Origin of the sequence: Streptosporangium sp. H16, from assembly GCF_051918855.1 — a bacterium.
Classification (GTDB): Bacteria; Actinomycetota; Actinomycetes; order Streptosporangiales; family Streptosporangiaceae; genus Streptosporangium.
On record NZ_JBPXMD010000044.1, the window covers coordinates 14055 to 30560 of the forward strand.

A 16506-nucleotide genomic window follows, 5' to 3' on the forward strand; every position below is an offset into this window, starting at 1 on the left:
ACCCGCGGACCGGCGTCACGAGTACGCCGCGAGGTAATGGGGCTTCAGGCAGTCGAGAGGTCCTTCGGTCCCTGTGCGGCCCGGTGGCGAACCGAGTAGGACGTCGAGCATGCTCATGAGAGCTCCAACTGATCGAAGCGGAGCGATGGCGGGCGGTTCCCCGATGGGTGAAGGATGGCTGGCATCCGTCACCTTTCCTATACGATCCGGGTGGGAGCCTCAACATCCCGCAGCGTTGCGACCGATGTCAATAGGTTCCCGAAGACGCAAGAAAGGACCTCACGTCACGATGGACGACGAAGCGGTGATCGCGCGGCGCCGTGGGGCCATGACGGGCGGAACGCCGCCGGGAAGATCTCGCGGCCGGCTTGCCGACGAGGTGTACGACACGCTGCTCGGACAGCTGATGTCGCTACGGATCGAGCCTGGCTCCCGCGTCACGATCGACGTCCTGGCGCGAGAGCTGGGGGTCTCGCAGACGCCGATCCGAGACGCTCTGAACCGCATGGAGGCCGAGGGCCTGGTCGTGCGTGTGCCCCATGCCGGCTATCGCATTCCCCCCCAGATCACCCGTGACCGATTCGAGGACATGCTTGAGATCCGCCTGCTCCTCGAGCCGGCGGCGGCGCGCAGATCCGCCGAACGCGCATCCTCGAAGCAGGTGGCCGGTCTGCGACGGATGCTGGAGGAGATGGCGGAGCTGGAGGGGGGCGACGGGCCCATGGCCTATGGCGCCTTCGGGCTACGCGACGCCGCTTTTCACGATCTCGTCGCCCTGAGCGCGGAGAACCAGGTCATCCGCGAAGCGCTCGCCCGCCTGCACACGCACGTGCACCTGTTCCGGCTTCTCCACGACACCCAGGTCACTCACCTGGCCATGGCCGAGCACGAGGAAGTTCTGGCCGCGATCGCCGCGCGTGACCCCGACGCCGCCGCCTACGCCATGCGTCGGCACATCCTGCTGTCCGGCGAGCGGTTCCGGCGATTGTTCGACGAGGCCAAGGGCGCGGACGGAATGGCGATGGAGGCTTGACGGGCGGGCTGGGCCGAGGAATGCTAACCCAATCGGATCGGATTGGATCGGATTGGATCCACTTCACCCGCCCCAGATGCGAGGAGAAGCAGGTGCCCAGAGCACTGCTCCTGACCGGCGACGCCGCCGAGGAGCTCGACACCATGTATCCCTACTATCGCGTGCAGGAGGGCGGCTGGGACGTTGACGTCTCGTCACGGACGATGCGTGACGTTCAGCTGGTCATCCACGAGTTCGACCCCAACTCCGACGCCTACGTGGAGAAGAACGGCCGAAAGTTGCCTGTCGACGTGCCCTGGGCCGAGGTCGACGTCGAGCGCTATGACGCCCTCATCATCCCTGGGGGACGTGCCCCCGAGTGGATCCGGGTCGACCCCGACGTCAGGCGCATCACCGAGCACTTCTTCGCGCGCGACCTCCCGATCGCGCTGGTGTGCCACGGCGCGCAGGTGCCGGCCGTGTACGGGCTGCTGAAGGGCCGAAAGACGGCGTGCTTCCCCCCCATCACCGGTGACATGGAGAACGCGGGCGCGACGGTCATCGACGCTCCCGACGTCGTGGACGGCAACCTCGTCTCCTGCCGGGGGTGGCCCGACATGCCGCAATTCGGCAGGGCGATGATGGAGCTCTTCTCGAAGTCCGTCAACTCCGCATCGGCATGAGCACACCGGACCTGTCTCGGTGACGGCACTGCGGACCGTCACCGTCGACGGCTCCCCCGTCCACGTCCTGGAGAGCGGCACCGGGCCCGCGGTGCTGATGCTGCACGGCTCCGGACCGGGTACGACCGGATCCGGAGCCTGGGCGACGACGGCACAGGCGCTGGGCACGTCCTGGCACCTGGTGGCTCCTGACCAGGCGGGGTTCGGCCGTACACCGATCCCGGCGGGCTCCAGGGGCGGGCTCCGGCTGTGGACGGAACAGGCCGCGGGCCTGATGGACGCTCTCGGTGTCGAGCACTACGCCGTGGTGGGCCACTCCATGGGCGGTGCCGTGGCGCTGGCGTTGGCGGCCGCGCGTCCCCAGCAGGTCACCCGTGTCGTGGCGGTCTCGACGATGGGCGCCCCCGGGGCGCCGCTGTCCGCCGAGCTCGACGCGATCTGGGCCGCCCCCGCCGGCCCGCTCGGGGCACGAGACATGTTGAGCCGCCTCGTCCTCGACCAGGCGCTCGTGACCGAGTCGGCCGTCGCTGCCCGCGCGGCTGCGATGCGAGCGGGGGCGGCCGCATTCGCGTCGTTGTTCCCTCCGCCTAGGGCACGTTGGGCCGACGAGCTCACCCTCTCGGCGCAAACGCTGGCAGGGGTCCGCGCGCCCGTACTGCTCGTCCACGGCGCCGAGGACCGAGTCACCCCGCTCGGGACGGCAGCCCTGCCCCTGCTCGAACACCTGGCCGATGTCCGTCTGCACGTGCTCGGCCGATGCGGGCACGTGCCGGCGCTCGAGCACCCGCACGACTTCAGACGACTCCTGTCGTGCTTCCTCGGCCGGGAACGAGGTCACTGATTGCTGCGGCAGGTCCGCCCTCCGGCCGTATCCGCCCGATTTTCGGCGAGTACTACGGGGACCCCACCACGTAGGAGCCGGCCCGGCGCCATGCCCGCGAGAGGGGTGTGCCGTCCGGGCGCCGGAGGAATCCGCGCGGACCCACAGGTCGCCCGACCGGTCCGCGCGGCCGTGCGCCAGGACACCCGCGCGCCCGCGCCGCGCCTGCCGGGCACCCGCGGGGACCGGCCCTCGGACCGGGACACCCTCGCCGACGGGGCGTCAGCTGACGAGCAGCATGGCGGTGTACATGTAGACGGTGATGGAGACCAGGTCCTGGATCACCGTGGCCAGCGGTCCGGAGCCGAAGGCGGGGTCGCGGCCGAGACGGTTCAGTGACCACGGCAGGGCCATGGCCAGCGCCGAGGCCACCGAGCAGGCGGCGAACAGGGCGATGGCCGCGGTCAGCGCCACCTGGACATCGCCGTACAGCAGCGCGAAGGGCAGGAAGGCCAGCGCCATGACGGCGCCGATGATGAGGCCGGTGACGCTCTCCCCGCGGGCGAGGCGGCGGATGGAAACGCCCACCGACAGGCCGCGCACCACGATCGCCTCGGTCTGGGTGCCCACCGCGTCGGCCATGTAGACCACGCCGGGCAGGAAGAAGGCCAGGGCGACATTGGCGGCCAGGTGTTCTTCGAAGGAGCTCACGATGCCCGCCGAGGCCATCGCCCCGGCCAGGCCCAGCAGCAGCCAGGGCATGCGATGGGCGAATCGCCTGCCGATGGACTCCTCGGCCGCGGTCCGGGCGGTGGCCGACCCTTTCAGGTAGCCGCCGAGCCGGGCCATGTCCTCGTCGTGTTCCTGGAGCAGGACGCGCAGCATCCGGCGGCGGGGGACCAGACCGGTGAACCGGCCGGACGGGTCGACGACCGCCAGGCCGCTCTCGCCGTGCTGGACGGCGTGCCAGGCGGCGACCTCCTGGTCGGTGCCGGGCGCCGCGACGGGCGGATCACGGTCGGCCAGTTCGGCCAGGGCGGCGCCGGGGTCGGCGGCGAGCAGCCGCTCGATGCTCACCAGCCCGTGCAGGCGGCCGTCGTCGTCGCGAACCACGATGTCGGAGGCGCTGTCGAAGCGCGCGCCGAACATTCGCTTCCAGACCTCGCCGGCGGTCGTCGCGGGGCCGAACACCGGTACCGCGGTGACGGTGTGCTCGCCCGCCGTACCGGTGAACTCGTCTGTCGTGCCGATGGCCGGGGAAGTCGTCACGGTGTGGTCTCTCCTTGGACAGGCGCTTCCCTGCGGGAGGCACGGACGAAAACGGCTCATCCGGCCAGCACATCACCTGGCCACGACCGTTCTCACGGCCGAAGGTCCTGAACGCCGCGCCGATGGACCCGAACCCTTCGACGGATGAACCGGGCATGCGACCGGCCTCCGGAGGTAAAAGGATCACCGGTGCCGTCACGGCGGCCGGGGTGGTGGTCCGTGACCCGCCTCCGGCGAGTCGCCGAGCCCGCCGAGCCCGCATGGTTTCCGGGGAGACGTTGGTCCTTACGGCGGGTGACGTTCGGCCGGTGCCGAATCTCTCCCGCGGGTGTGCGATGGAGGTGAAGGCGCGAAGGCTCTTCGAGAGGAGGCGGCCATGACCGGACTGATCGTCGTCGGTACCGACGGATCCGCACCCGCGACGGCGGCGGTGGAATGGGCGGCCGAGGACGCCACGCGCAGCGGTGCGGCGTTGAGGATCGTGTATGTGCGCGAGCCATGGAACACCCTCATCCTCCTCTCCGGGATCGGGGAGGAGAAGGACTCGACCGAGTACGGTCACCGCGTGCTGGCCACGGCCGCGCAACGGGCCCGGGACCGCACGTCCGACATCAAGATCACCACTGCTCTGGCGACGGGAGCGGTGGTCGAACGGCTGAAGAGTGAATCCGAGCGGGCCGACGCGCTCGTGATCGGCAGCAGGGGCATCGGCGGGTTCGCCGGGCTGGTGCTCGGGTCGGTCGGGCTCGGTCTGGCGGGTCACGCGGCAGGCCCCCTTGTCGTCGTCCGCGCGCCGGTCCGGACCGCGCGCGGCGTGATCGTCGCGGGGTTCGACGGGTCGGAGCATTCGCAGGCCGCGCTGGAGTACGCCTTCGCCCGGGCCCGGCAGCGCGGATCGCGGCTGCGGGCGGTCTGCGCCTGGCAGATGCCGATGCTCTCGCCATACGCTCTGGGCTACAGCCCGGTGCTGGAAGGCGTTTTCGCGGACAAGGCCGAGACCGCCCGGCGGCTGCTGGCGCCCTATCGGGAGAAGTATCCGGACGTCACGGTGGAGGAGTCGATCGTCTGCGATCATCCGGTCCGCGTACTGTCCGACGCCTCGCGTCAGGCGGACCTGGTCGTGGTCGGCTCACGGGGGCTGGGCGGGTTCGGCTCGGCCGTGCTGGGCTCGGTCAGCCACGGCGTGCTGCACCGTGCGCACTGCCCTGTCGCCATCGTCCGGCCCCGCTCGGACGAACGCTGAACACCGAGCAGTACATGTCCCGGCAATATCGGACATTATTAATCTACAACGTAAAGGCGACCGATCAGTTAAAAACGGACAAATAGAACAAAAAGGACTAAAGACTGCCCCAAGAAACAGGAGCGGCCCCGTGCTGTCCGGCATGCGCAATACGAAAACCCCTGCCGTGGCGCGCTTTTCCTGCGGCACGGCAATCGATGTCACTGCGGTGCTGTGCCGGAAGGCTCAGTTGCCGCGGGGGTGCGAGGCGCGATGGACGGCGACGGGCGCCTGGGCGTGGTGGAGCAGGGCGCGTACGGTCGAGGTGAGGAACAGTTTCCGGCCGGGGGTGCCCACGATGACCAGTTCGGCGGTCGCGGAGGCGTCGATGAGTGCTTTGGCCGGATGTTCGTGGACGACGTGCTCGATGAGGGTCACATCGGGGAATCTCTCTCGCCAGCCGCCGAGCGACTCGGCCAGCAGCCGGGCCTCTTCGTTGCCGACGTCTTCGACGTCGTAGACGAGTGGTTGCATGTCGCCGGGTGCTCTGGTGGTGGGGTGGGTCCAGGCGTGCACCGCTCGTAGCGGGCGCCGGCGTAGGGCTGCCTCGTTGAAGGCGAATTCCAGGAGGGGGTCTTGGCCGGTATGTCCGGTGACGCCGACGGCGATCTCGGTGTCCTGGGTGGTGGGTAGTTGATTGACGATCACTACCGGGTGTGGGGATCGGGTGGCCAGGTCGTGGCTGACCGAGCCCAGGAGGAGCCCGGTGAATCCGCCCAGGCCTCGGCGGCCGATGACGATCAGTTGTGCGGTCTCGGCTGCGGTGGCGAGCGCCTCGGCGGCGCTTCCGTCGAGGATCTCGGTGGTGATCTTCAGGGTGGGGGCGTCGGAGTGGGCCTGTTCGACGGCTTGGTGGAGGAGTTCCTTGCAGGCGGCTTCCTCGGTGGGTCCCCAGTGGGCGGGCTGGGGGACGAGGGGGACGTCGTAGGCCCAGCGGAGGGCGGCGTGTACGACGTGCAGTGGCGCCTTTCTCAGTGTGGCCTCCTGGGTTGCCCAGGTTACGGCCTGTAGTGAGGATGTCGAGCCGTCGACGCCGACGACGATGGGCTGTGTCATGGTCATCCCCTTCGGTTCGTTGCCCGGGGCCGGTGTTGTGGGGTTGGTGGGTGGATTTGCGACTGGATGAGGTCATCCGCTCGTGTCTTCCGCGGCCCTGTTTCTCTCATCTTTCGTAGCGCTGCCGTCTGCCGGGTAGGGGCGAAGGTCCCGTGGGTGTCGTCGGGTGTCGTTTCGTTGCCCGGGCGGGCGGGTGGGCGGGGGCGGCTGGTGGGAGATCATGGTGTGTTCCCTGTTTGTGCAGGTCGGTGCTGTGATGAGGGGGCGGAAGGTCCCATGCTGTTGGGACTTTCCGCCCTGCTCTTCGTGGTCCGTCCTGGCGAGCATGGAGGGGGAGGTGAGGGTGATGACCGGTGTCCGTGAGGTCGTCGTTGGTTATGACGGTTCTGACTTCTCCATGCAGGCCCTGGAGTGGGCGATGGACGAGGCTGAGCTTGGGAGGTTGCCGCTGAGGGTGGCTCACGCGTGGCGGTGGCCGTACGGGGAGGCCGGTGAGGAGGCCAAACTTCATCTGCGTAAGGCGGCCGAGCATGTGCTGTACCACGGGGCCGACTGTGCTCGCGCGTGCAGCACTCTGGATGATGTCGCCACGGATCTGTATGAGGGGGCGGCTGCTGAGCGGCTGGTGGCGCTGTCGGAGCGTGCGTTGTTGATCGTGGTGGGTTCTCGTGGCATGGGTGCCTTGGCCAGGACTGTTCTGGGGTCGGTCGCCGGGTATGTGGCGGCGCATGCGCGTTGTCCGGTGATCGTGGTGCGTGGACCCGGTCCGATTCCCGTGCCGAGGGAGCGCGGTGCGGTGGTTCTGGGGATGAGCGGCGACACCTCTGACGGGGTGATCGAGTTTGCCTTCCGTGAGGCTCGTATCAGGCGGCTGAAGCTGACGGCGGTGCATGCCGGGCGTTTGCAGCCGTTGGCGCATGAGGTGCGGGTCGCGATGAACGCGGTGGAGGACGGCATGCTCGAGCGTCTGGGGCCGTGGCGGGTCGCCTACCCCGGTGTGGCTGTTCGTGCGTGTTTCGCTGCCGCGTCCGCGAAGGACCTGCTGGTGGACGCGTCCAGGGAGGCGAGCTTGGTGGTGGTCGGCGGGGCACGTGAGCACGGCAGGCTCGGCTCGACCTGCAGGTGGGTTCTTCAGCACGGCTTGTGTCCCGTCGCGGTCGTTCCGGCGGGCTGGGAGAGTCCGCTGCGTGGCGTGCCCATGTCGTCGGACAGCGATGCCTCCGGTGACGCGCGGGTCTTCAAAGGCTGACCGGGGTTGGCCGGGGTGGGGCTGAGGGGAGGTGGGCCATGACGCTTCAGGTGAAGGATGTCATGGGTGCGGTGGCCATCGCGGTTCGTCCGGAGGCGGCGTTCTCGGAGCTGGTGGAGACCATGCGTCGTTTCAAGGTGGGTGCGGTCGCCGTGGTCGACGGTGAGGGGCGTCCTGTCGGGGTGGTGTCGGAGGATGACCTGTTGTTGAAGGAGGTCGATGTCTCGCGTGGCGGGGCGGTCCTCGCGGGTCACCGGCGATGCCGGGAGCGTGAGAAGGCCGCTGGGATGACCGCGCGGGATGTCATGACCAGTCCTGCGTTGACGGTCATCGGGCAGACCGCGGTGCGGGAGGCGGCCCGTTTGATGCACGTCAACCGGATCAAGCAGCTGCCGGTGGTCGATGTCGCCAGTGGGAAGATTGTCGGCACTGTGCATCAGGCCGACCTGCTGAAGGTCTTTTCCCGGCGGGCCTGTGACGTTCTGGCGGATGTGGCGGCGGCCGTCGCGCGTTTGGGCCTGGATCCGGGAGTGCTGACGATCACGGTTGAGGCGGGGGTGGTTCGTGTCGGGGGAAGGCTCGCCAGGCGTTCGCAGGTCGCTGCGATCGTCGAGGTCGGGCGCCGGGTGGACGGGGTCGTCGATCTGGACGTCGATGCCACCTATGACGAGGACGATGTGCGGGGGGGTTGGTAGGGCGGGATGTTCTTGGTGTGGTCGCCTGGGTGTTGTGGGTGGGGCTCTTGACGTGGGTGTCGGCGAGGAGGTCGGTGAGCGTTGTTTCGGTCGTCTCGTTGGGATCTTGGTGGGGCGGTTCGGTGAGGTCGTGGGTTGAGGTCTTCAGCGTTTTGTCGGGGCCGGGTCGTCGTCGACGTCCCATTCGAGGTTGTTGATCACGTCGACGACTCCGTTCACTCGCTGGGTTATCCGTGTTGCGAGGTGAGTGTCGGCGCGCCGGTGCATGTGGCCGCTCAGGGTGACGATGCCGTGTGTGACGGTGGCGGTGGCGGTGTTGGGTTCGGCCCACAGGGAGTGTCTGAGGATGTTCTCGTCGACCTCGTGTGCGATGTCGGGGTCGCTGCGGACGAAGACCTTCAGCAGGTCGTGGCGGCTGACGATGCCTTGGAGGAGTCCGTCGGCGTTTACGACCGGTAGTCTTTTGACTCCGTGTTCGATCATGAGGCGTGTGGCGGACACGATGGAGGCGTGGGGCTGGATCGTGATCGCGGGGGCGGTCATGAGTTCGGCGGCGGTGTCGCCGCGGGCCTTGGCGCGGCCGTCGCCGCCCTTGCGGCTGAGGCGGTGGCGCAGCCGGGTGCTTAGGGGTGGCCGGTAGTTTTCGCGGTAGTAGCGTTCCTTGAACTCTTCCTTGTGGAGCAGGTCGGCTTCGGAGATGATGCCGATGACGCGTCTTTCGCCGTCGATGACGGGGAGCGCGCTCACCTGATGGGTGATGAGTGACTCGGCGACCTCCTTGAACGGGGCGGTGTCGTTGATCGACGTCACTTGTGTGGTCATGAGGTCCTTTACCTTCGCGTGCATCGCCGGCCTCCTTCGGGCTGCGGATCCGCGGTGGTGGGGTGCGTCCGCGTATTCGTTCTTGTGTGGATCGGGTCGCGTCGGGGATGTGGTGGCTCGCCTGTTTTCCTTTGGGTTCTCAGATGTCCATTTCACTGTCGCGGGGGCTGGTCGGGCAGGGGTCGCAGGTCCTTGGTGTGGGGGTCTTTCGGCCACTGCGCGGGAGGGTTCCGAGCCGGTGGCCTCTTCGGTGTGGGTTATCGGGTGGGGGGGTGTCTCGCTGGTCAGGGGCTTGCCATCGTGGGGTAAACGATGGTTGGCCGGGTGGGTGTCGGCTTCTTGGCGGGGCGGGCGTCCGTATGCTCCGGTGCGAGACTTGGGGTATGGCGAAGGTCGAGCCGGGTGCGTTGATCGCGCATATGCGCCTGGATGAGCTCTTGGCGGAGTTGCAGGTGCGGTTGGAGGCTGTGCTGGCGACCCGGGACCGGGTGTACGCGCTGTTGAACGCGGTGGTCGCGGTGGGTGGCGATCTGGATCTGGAGACGGTGTTGCGCCGGATCGTGGAGGCGGCCACCGCGCTGGTGGATGCCACCTATGGGGCTTTGGGGGTGGCCGGTGAGCAGAGCACGCTGGTGCAGTTCGTCCCGGTGGGGTTGAGCGAGGAGGAGATCGCCAGGATTGAGCATTGGCCGCATGGGCTGGGCTTGCTGGGTTTGTTGATCAAGGAGCCGCAGACGTTGCGGCTGGCTCATATCTCTGATCATCCGGCGTCTTATGGTTTTCCTGTGGGGCATCCGCCGATGGGGTCGTTTCTGGGGGTGCCGGTTCGGGTGCGTGAGGAGGTGTTCGGCAATCTCTATCTGACGGAGAAGCGTGGGGGAGGGGAGTTCGACGCCGAGGACGAGGCGATGGTGACGGCGCTGGCGAGTGCGGCCGGGGTGGCCATCGAGAACGCGCGGTTGTACGAGGAGACGCGGCGCAGGGAGATGTGGCTGCAGGCGTCGGCGGAGGTCACCACGAGCCTGCTGTCGGGTGTGGAGCCGCACGAGGTGCTCGTGCTGATCGCGCGGCGGGCGCGGGAGATGGTCGGGGCCGATGTCGTGGCGGTTTTGCTGCCGGATGAGGGTGGGCGGGTTCTGCGGGTGTTGATCACTGATGGGGAGGGCTGTGATCAGGTGGCGCATGCCGAGGCGTTGATCGCCGATTCTCTGGCCGGTCGTGCTTTCACCAGTGGTGAGCCGCTCATGGTCACTGATCCGTGTGAGGCGAAGGTGCCGATCGTGATCGCCGGGTATGTCTCGCTCGGGCCGGTGGCGGCGGTGCCGATCGGCGCGTCGGGGGGTGTGCGGGGGGTGTTGTCGTTGGGGAAGCGTTCGGGGCGCATTCCGTTCAACCAGGATGAATTGCGTACTTTGCACTCTTTTGCCGGGCAGGCCGCGATCGCTCTGGAGCTGGCCGAGAGCCGGATGGACACCGAGCGGCTGAGCTTGCTGGAGGATCGCGATCGGATCGCCAAGGACCTGCACGACGTGGTGATCCAGCGGTTGTTCTGGGTGGCCATGACGCTGATGAGCACGGTGCGGTTGATCGAACGGCCGGAGGTCTCGTCGCGGGTGCGGAACTCCATCGATGAGCTGGACGGCACGATCCGGCAGATCCGCTGCACCGTTTTCGCCTTGCAGGCTTCCCCGCAGGAGGAGGACCTCGGTTTGCGCGCGCAGATCGTGGACCTGGTGCAGGGGGCGCGCGGTCATCTGGGTTTCATGCCGGGTCTGGACATGGGGGGCCGGCTGGACAGCGAGGTGCCGCCGCGGACGGCCGAGCATCTGCTGGCCGCGTTGCGTGAGGCGTTGTCCAACGTGGTGCGTCATGCCGAAGCTTCGAAGGTCGACGTATCGGTGGATGCCGGCCGGGGGCGGCTCGTTTTGACCGTGGTCGACAACGGTGTCGGGCTGCTCGCCGAGGGCGGGGGCAGCGGGCTGCGTAATCTTCGGGAGCGGGCCGAGCGGCTCGGTGGGTCCTTCGCCGTCGGCTGCCGGTCAGAGGGCGGTACCCGCCTGGTGTGGAGCGTTCCCCTTCGCGGCGAGGGCAGGTCGGCTCGGCTGTCCATGGACCGTCGCCGATCTGGTCGCTGACCTTCACGTGTCGGTGAGCCATCTGTTCGCGCTCTTCGGGTCCTTCGCGGCCCATCTCGCCGTCCGCCCGGCGGAATGTCACGGCGAGCCGCGTTCATCCGGTCCGCTGGCGCGACTTTCCGTTCGCATGCTCGGCATCCCTCGTTCCCCGGTGGGGGGTGTTGTCCCGGTCCCAGGTGAGTTCGTCGATCACGTCGACGACTCCGTTGATCTGCCGGGTCATCCACAGCGTGATCCGCGTGTCCGCGCGCAGGGTCATCCGCCCGCTCAGGGTCACCACGCCGTCCTTGACCGTGACCTGGACACGGGAGGTGTCCATCCACAGCGATCGCGTCAAGACCTCCACGCGGACCTCGTGTTCGATCTCGCGGTCGGAGCGAATGAACACCTTCAGCAGGTCGCAGCGGCTGACGATGCCCGCCAGGTGGCCGTGCTCGTCGACCACCGGGAGCCGTTTGACGGCTTTGTCGTGCATCAGGCGGCCGGCGGCCGCCACGGAGGCGTCCTTTGAGATCGTGACCGCGGGGGTGCTCATCAGGTCCCGGGCCACCTCGCCCCCGGTCCTGCCCGCGCGCGGCTTTCGTGGTGGCGTGGTGGGCGCGGGGTGGTGCTCGCCGGGGAACTGCTCCCAGCGCTCCTGCCTGTGCAGCAGGTCGGCCTCGGAGACGACGCCCACCACGTGGCCGTCGTCGTCCACCACCGGCAGGGCGCTCAGCGCGTGGGTGAGAAGCGTCTCGGCGATGTCCTTGAAACAGGTGTTCTCCCCCGTTGAGATCACCTGACAGGTCATCACGTCCTTGACGGTGACATGGTGCATCTCTGCCTCCGGACACGCGGTGACAATTGGTTCATAGGGGCAGGATCGGTCATGTGCACGGCATTCTGTAGGGTCCAAGTGCTCTCCGGGCGGGGACTGTCGGCTCTAAGAGACGCGGTCGAACCGATCAACGGTTGCGCCTTCTTCCCTTCAGCCGTAGTTCGGCCAGATCGGTGACGACGAGATCGGCTCCAGCGGCCCGCAGGGCCTGTCCCCGGTCGTGCCGGTCGACCCCGATGACAAGTTTGAACCGGCCTCGCCTGCCCGCCCGCACGCCGGCCAGGGAGTCCTCCACGACGGCTGCCCGGCCCGGGCTCACGCCCAGCCGCCGGGCCGCGTGCAGGAACAGCGCCGGATCGGGTTTGCCCGCCAGTTTCAGCCGGGCGGCGGCCACGCCGTCGACCCGGACGTCGAACAGGCCGGCGGCGTTGGCCGCTTCGAGCACTCTCGCGCAGTTGCGGCTCGCCGAGACGGCCGCCGTGAGCACTTCGCGGCGCCGTAGTTCGCGAACCAGATCAAGGGTCGAGGGGAAGGGGGTCACGCCGTGTGCGCTGATCTCAGCCCGGAAGGACGCGTCCTTCGCGGCGGCGAGGCCCGCCGCCGTGTCCGGATCGACCGTGATGTTTCGGGAGCGAAGAAAGTCGTTCACCCCGTCCAGCCGGGATTTGCCGTCGACGTGGCGCAGGTAGTCCTCGCCGGCGTCGAAGGGCGGGAATCGCTCACCGGATCGTCTGGCGTACTCGTCCAGAAAGGTGTCGAACACCTGTTTCCACGCGGCGGCGTGCACCCTGGCCGTATCGGTGATGACCCCGTCGGTGTCGAAGATCACCGCGGTGATCTCCTCGAGGTCCACCACCGCGGGAGCTGTCATGGAGCGGCCCCTTCCCGCGGGGTACGGCGCCGCCCGGCCCTGCCGTCAGGGCCGGGCGGCGCTGGAGACCGGTGACCTTCGCCGCAAGAGCGCGCGGGCCGGAAGGGGACGGCCGAAGGTGGGTGATCTTCGAGTGGCCGCCCCGGCGTGGCTCACCGGCCGTGCCGGATGCGGCGGCCGGTGATCTCGGCGGGAGTGATCTTGACGTAGAGTTCGCGGTCGCCACCGGCCCAGGACTGGACGCTCAGGGCCATCACGGCCGCCTGCTCCTCGGCGGTGGAGACGTGGTGGACGCCGCCGCGGATGAGCACGCTCCAGCCCTCGCGGTTGGCGTCGTCGATGCGATCGACCTCGAAGGCGATTTTGAACTCGACCCCCTCCACCCCGGTGCTGAGGTTGGCGTCGAACGGGCCGCCGAAGGCGGTGCGGAAGATCACGCAGCCCTCGTGGAGGACGTAGTTGACCGGCAAGATCGTCGGGCCGCCGAGGTCGTCGAAGGCCAGCCGGCCGACCCCGCCGGGGGAGATGAGCCGCAGGCACTCTTGAGTGTCCAGGCTCTCCAGCTCGGGATGAAGGGCGGCTCGCCCCTGCCCGGGCGGTTGGTCGATGGTCGCTCCGAGGAGTTCGGCGGTGCTGGTGTCCAGAGCGGCGGCCAGGCGCTCTATGGTCTCGACGGCGGGTGCGGCCGCCCTCTGCTCCACGTAGGCGAGGTAGGAGGGGTTGATTCCCGCCCGGTTTGCCAGCTCTTCCCGGTCCAGGCCGAGGCTTTCGCGCCGTCTGGTGATCCGGCGGCCGAGGTCACCGGCAGCGGCGAGGCGTTCAGCCATGGGATTCTCCCCTCAGAAGATGGACATCGTCGGCGGAGGCCGACTTCGTGCGGCGTGCGGCGGGGCCGCGTCGGATACGGCGCCGGGCTCTGGCGGGCCGGCCTCTGGCGACGTCTTCTCACTGGGAACGCTACGGCCGGGGGAACGGCAGGCAACAGGGCCGAAAGTCCTGTTCGTCGCGGCCGGGCGACCTTGCCGGTTCGGGCACCCGGCCGGGGCGGGCACCGCACCGGCCCGCCGCACCGGCTCACCGTGGCCACCAGGTGCTCTTCCCTCGCGGCGGGCGGGGCCGGGGCCGGGGCGCCTGGCCGTCAACGGAGCTGACGGCGCAGGGGGGAGGGGGCGGGCGGGGCCGGGGCCAGCCGGATGCGCAGGTCCACCGCGACGGCGCCGCCGGGGCCGGCGATGATCGGGTTCAGGTCCAGCTCGGCGATCTGGGGAAGGTCGTCCACGAGTTTCGCCACGCGGACGATGTGATCCTTCACCGCGGCGGTGTCGGCCACCGGGCGGCCCCTGTATCCGAACAGCAGGGGTGCGCAGTGCAGTTCCTGGATCATCTCCGTGGCGTCCTGGCCGGTCAGCGGAGGGCTGCGAAAGGCCCGGTCGGTGAGCAGTTCGGCGCTCACGCCTCCCATGCCGACCATGACCAGGGGGCCGAAGGAGGGGTGGCGGACCGCGCCGACGATGATCTCCACGCCGTCGGGGGCCATCGGCTGGACGGTCGCGCCGGTCATCTCCGGTCCGATCATGTCCTTCATCGCACGGTAGGCGCCGCGGACCTCCTTCGAGGTGCGGAGCCCGAGCCGGACGCCGCCGACATCGCTCTTGTGCACCGGTCCGGTCGCCTTCAGCGCGACGGGGAACCCGAGACGGGCGGCGGCCCGGACGGCCTCGTCAGCGCTGTCCGCGGTGGCGAACTCCGCCACCGCGACGCCGTAGCAGGCGAGAAGCCGAGCCGCCGTCACCGGGTCGAGCCAGCGGCCCGCAGGATGCCGCGACAGGTCTTCTTCGACGAGTTCGCGCGCCGCCCGGATGTCGGTCCCCGCAGGGGGGACGAAGGGCGGGGCCGGACGTGAGCGCCACCGCGCGTAGCCGGCGGCGCGGCTCAGCGCCTGCACGGCCTGCTCGGGAAAGGCGTAGGCCGGCACCGAGCCGATCGTCTCGTCATGGCCGACCACGCAGGCGACCACGGTCTTGCCCGCCGAGCCCGCCACCCGTGCGATCGCCTCGCGGGTCCGCTGGAGCCCGGAACCGAACGGCGGGGTGTAGACGATCAGGACCGCGTCGACCGCCGGGTCCTCCAGCGCGGTCAAGGCGGCGAACTCCAGCTCCTCGGCCTGCCCGTCGGCCGTCAGATCGACAGGGTTGGCCACGGCGGCGGACGCCCGCAGCCGCGAGCGCATCCGCCGCTGGGTGGCGGGCGACAGTTCGGGGACGACCAGGCCGTGGCGCTCGCAGGCGTCGGCGGCCAATGCCTGCGGCCCGCCGGAGTTACCGACGATCGCCATCCGGCCTCCGGCGGGCAGCGGCTGGGTGGCCAGGAGCCGCGCGGTGTCCAGCAGCTCTTGCATGCCGTCGACGCGGATGACCCCGGCGGCGCGCAGCAGGGTCTCGACGGCGATGTCCGGGGTCGCGGCGGCGGCGGTGTGCGAGCGCACGGCCCGATCGCCCGAGGTGCTGCGGCCGCTCTTGATCGCGACGATCGGCTTGTGCCGTCCTACGCGGCGGGCGATCCTGCCGAACTTGCGCGGGTTGCCGAAGGACTCCAGGTACAGGGCGATGACCTCGGTGCGCGGGTCGTCCTCCCAGTACTCCAGCAGGTCGTTGCCGCTGACGTCGGCCTTGTTGCCGACCGAGACGAAGGAGGAGATCCCGATCTGGAGTTCGGTGGCGCGGGCGACGAGCCCGGCGGCCACCGCCCCGGACTGCGACATCAGCGCCATGGCGCCCGGAGGCGGGGGATGGGGCAGGAAACTGGCGTTGAGCGCGGCGCCGGTATTGACGATCCCGAGGCAGTTGGGGCCGATCAGCCGCATCCCGCCGCTACGGCAGACACGCAGCAGTTCGGCCTGGCGTGCCGCTCCGCGCGGGCCGGTCTCGGCAAAGCCGGCGCTGACCACGACGAGGCCGGCCACGCCGTGGCCGGCGCACTCGCGTGCGACGTCCAGGACGGCGCTCGCCGGGGTGGCCACGACGACCAGGTCGACCGGCTCGCCGATCGAGGACAGGTCCGGGTAGGCGGTGACGCCGAGGATCTGGGCCGCCTTCGGGTTCACCGGGTAGACCGGTCCGGGAAAGGCGCCGTCGAGCAGGTTGCCCAGCAGCCGGTGCCCCACCCGGTCCGGCTCGCGGCTCGCACCTACGACGGCGACCGACCGGGGCGACAGCACCCGCGCCAGCGAGGCGCGCTCGGCCTCGTGGTCGCGCCGCTCGATCGCGGCCGTCAGCGTGTCGGTGGGGCGCAGGTCGATCCGGACGCGCACCTCGTCGCCGGCGAACTCGCGGGTCGCCGCCAGGCCGAGGTCGGTGAGGACTTTCAGCATCGCCCCGTTGCCGGTGAGCACGTCGGCCACCAGCTCGCTCACGCCGCGGGCCGCGGCGTCGAGCGCCAGATGTTCCAGCAGGAGGGTGCCCAGGCCGCGCCCGTGTACGCGGTCGTCGATGAGGACGGAGACGTCGGCGCTGTGGCGGTCCTCATCGGGGATGTACTCCGCGACCGCGACGAGCTTGTCGGCGAGGAGGGCGACCTGGGCGTGCCCGCGGTGGTCGGGGCCGGTCAACCGGTCCATGTACCGGTGGGCCGTGGCGCGCCCGGCGGTGAAGAACCGCAGATAGGCCGATCTCGCGGAGGTGCGGTCCACCAGGTCGTGCAGGGCCGCCCGGTCCGTGCCGCGCAGCGGCCGGACATGGGCGATCTCCCCGTTTCGCAGCAGCGCGTCACATTCGTCGAAGCTCGCCATGAGGCCAG

At 69.4% G+C, this 16506-nt stretch carries 14 protein-coding genes; 7 read left to right on the top strand and 7 right to left on the bottom strand.

Going from position 1 to position 16506, the window contains the following annotated elements; translation table 11 throughout:
- The first annotated feature begins 289 nt into the window (after nt 1–289).
- The 3 genes from ACTOQ2_RS39205 (at nt 290) to ACTOQ2_RS39215 (ending at nt 2536) form a co-directional block, all read left to right on the top strand.
- Nucleotides 290–1033 (top strand): GntR family transcriptional regulator, encoded by a 744-nt coding sequence (locus tag ACTOQ2_RS39205; RefSeq protein WP_440106349.1) that lies wholly within the window; start codon nt 290–292, stop codon nt 1031–1033.
- Nucleotides 1034–1125: 92 nt separating this feature from the next.
- Nucleotides 1126–1695 carry a DJ-1/PfpI family protein gene (locus ACTOQ2_RS39210; RefSeq protein WP_440072285.1) on the top strand — a complete coding sequence of 190 codons (570 nt, stop codon included), beginning with the start codon at nt 1126–1128 and terminating at the stop codon, nt 1693–1695.
- 19 nt (nt 1696–1714) lie between these two features.
- Nucleotides 1715–2536: an alpha/beta fold hydrolase gene (locus ACTOQ2_RS39215; protein ID WP_440106350.1), complete on the top strand. Its 822-nt coding sequence runs from the start codon at nt 1715–1717 to the stop codon at nt 2534–2536.
- Between the two features lie 261 nt (nt 2537–2797).
- Here the strand turns inward: ACTOQ2_RS39215 and ACTOQ2_RS39220 are convergent, their stop codons facing one another.
- Nucleotides 2798–3784, bottom strand: a complete 987-nt coding sequence (locus ACTOQ2_RS39220) for a magnesium transporter (RefSeq protein WP_440106352.1) — start codon at nt 3782–3784, stop codon at nt 2798–2800.
- 376 nt (nt 3785–4160) lie between these two features.
- On the opposite strand from ACTOQ2_RS39220, the gene ACTOQ2_RS39225 reads away from it, so the two are divergent.
- A complete protein-coding gene (locus ACTOQ2_RS39225; protein ID WP_440106354.1) occupies nt 4161–5027 on the top strand; it encodes a universal stress protein in 867 nt (288 codons plus the stop codon).
- Between the two features lie 225 nt (nt 5028–5252).
- Here the strand turns inward: ACTOQ2_RS39225 and ACTOQ2_RS39230 are convergent, their stop codons facing one another.
- Entirely contained in the window at nt 5253–6122 is an 870-nt protein-coding gene (locus tag ACTOQ2_RS39230; RefSeq protein WP_440106356.1) for a universal stress protein, read from the bottom strand.
- A 346-nt stretch (nt 6123–6468) separates the two neighbouring features.
- On the opposite strand from ACTOQ2_RS39230, the gene ACTOQ2_RS39235 reads away from it, so the two are divergent.
- Together ACTOQ2_RS39235 and ACTOQ2_RS39240 are read left to right on the top strand one after the other, a co-directional pair.
- Nucleotides 6469–7371, top strand: a complete 903-nt coding sequence (locus ACTOQ2_RS39235; protein ID WP_440106358.1) for a universal stress protein — start codon at nt 6469–6471, stop codon at nt 7369–7371.
- A gap of 38 nt (nt 7372–7409) precedes the next feature.
- A complete protein-coding gene (locus ACTOQ2_RS39240) occupies nt 7410–8066 on the top strand; it encodes a CBS domain-containing protein (protein WP_440106360.1) in 657 nt (218 codons plus the stop codon).
- 144 nt (nt 8067–8210) lie between these two features.
- Here the strand turns inward: ACTOQ2_RS39240 and ACTOQ2_RS39245 are convergent, their stop codons facing one another.
- Entirely contained in the window at nt 8211–8912 is a 702-nt protein-coding gene (locus ACTOQ2_RS39245) for a CBS domain-containing protein (RefSeq protein ID WP_440106362.1), read from the bottom strand.
- A gap of 359 nt (nt 8913–9271) precedes the next feature.
- Here ACTOQ2_RS39245 and ACTOQ2_RS39250 point away from each other — a divergent pair, with 359 nt between their 5' ends.
- Nucleotides 9272–11023 carry a GAF domain-containing protein gene (locus tag ACTOQ2_RS39250; protein WP_440106364.1) on the top strand — a complete coding sequence of 584 codons (1752 nt, stop codon included), beginning with the start codon at nt 9272–9274 and terminating at the stop codon, nt 11021–11023.
- Nucleotides 11024–11117: 94 nt separating this feature from the next.
- On the opposite strand, the gene ACTOQ2_RS39255 is transcribed toward ACTOQ2_RS39250, so the two are convergent.
- The 4 genes from ACTOQ2_RS39255 to ACTOQ2_RS39270 all read right to left on the bottom strand — a co-directional run bounded on the left by ACTOQ2_RS39255 (nt 11118) and on the right by ACTOQ2_RS39270 (nt 16498).
- A complete protein-coding gene (locus ACTOQ2_RS39255; RefSeq protein ID WP_440106366.1) occupies nt 11118–11840 on the bottom strand; it encodes a CBS domain-containing protein in 723 nt (240 codons plus the stop codon).
- A 127-nt stretch (nt 11841–11967) separates the two neighbouring features.
- Nucleotides 11968–12711, bottom strand: a complete 744-nt coding sequence (locus ACTOQ2_RS39260; protein ID WP_440106368.1) for an HAD family hydrolase — start codon at nt 12709–12711, stop codon at nt 11968–11970.
- Nucleotides 12712–12863: 152 nt separating this feature from the next.
- Nucleotides 12864–13538 (bottom strand): pyridoxamine 5'-phosphate oxidase family protein, encoded by a 675-nt coding sequence (locus ACTOQ2_RS39265; protein WP_440106370.1) that lies wholly within the window; start codon nt 13536–13538, stop codon nt 12864–12866.
- Between the two features lie 311 nt (nt 13539–13849).
- Complete coding sequence (locus ACTOQ2_RS39270; RefSeq protein ID WP_440106372.1) at nt 13850–16498, bottom strand: bifunctional acetate--CoA ligase family protein/GNAT family N-acetyltransferase; 2649 nt, start codon at nt 16496–16498, stop codon at nt 13850–13852.
- Between the last annotated feature and the right edge of the window lie 8 nt (nt 16499–16506).

What these genes read in the sequence shown, in the direction of transcription:
- ACTOQ2_RS39265 (WP_440106370.1), bottom strand. Translation starts at nt 13,538, where the DNA reads ATGGCTGAACGCCTCGCCGCTGCCGGTGACCTCGGCCGCCGGATCACC.
- ACTOQ2_RS39260 (WP_440106368.1), bottom strand. Translation starts at nt 12,711, where the DNA reads ATGACAGCTCCCGCGGTGGTGGACCTCGAGGAGATCACCGCGGTGATC.
- ACTOQ2_RS39205 (WP_440106349.1), top strand. Translation starts at nt 290, where the DNA reads ATGGACGACGAAGCGGTGATCGCGCGGCGCCGTGGGGCCATGACGGGC.
- ACTOQ2_RS39270 (WP_440106372.1), bottom strand. Translation starts at nt 16,498, where the DNA reads ATGGCGAGCTTCGACGAATGTGACGCGCTGCTGCGAAACGGGGAGATC.
- ACTOQ2_RS39245 (WP_440106362.1), bottom strand. Translation starts at nt 8,912, where the DNA reads ATGCACGCGAAGGTAAAGGACCTCATGACCACACAAGTGACGTCGATC.
- ACTOQ2_RS39240 (WP_440106360.1), top strand. Translation starts at nt 7,410, where the DNA reads ATGACGCTTCAGGTGAAGGATGTCATGGGTGCGGTGGCCATCGCGGTT.
- ACTOQ2_RS39225 (WP_440106354.1), top strand. Translation starts at nt 4,161, where the DNA reads ATGACCGGACTGATCGTCGTCGGTACCGACGGATCCGCACCCGCGACG.
- ACTOQ2_RS39235 (WP_440106358.1), top strand. Translation starts at nt 6,469, where the DNA reads ATGACCGGTGTCCGTGAGGTCGTCGTTGGTTATGACGGTTCTGACTTC.
- ACTOQ2_RS39230 (WP_440106356.1), bottom strand. Translation starts at nt 6,122, where the DNA reads ATGACACAGCCCATCGTCGTCGGCGTCGACGGCTCGACATCCTCACTA.
- ACTOQ2_RS39250 (WP_440106364.1), top strand. Translation starts at nt 9,272, where the DNA reads ATGGCGAAGGTCGAGCCGGGTGCGTTGATCGCGCATATGCGCCTGGAT.
- ACTOQ2_RS39255 (WP_440106366.1), bottom strand. Translation starts at nt 11,840, where the DNA reads ATGCACCATGTCACCGTCAAGGACGTGATGACCTGTCAGGTGATCTCA.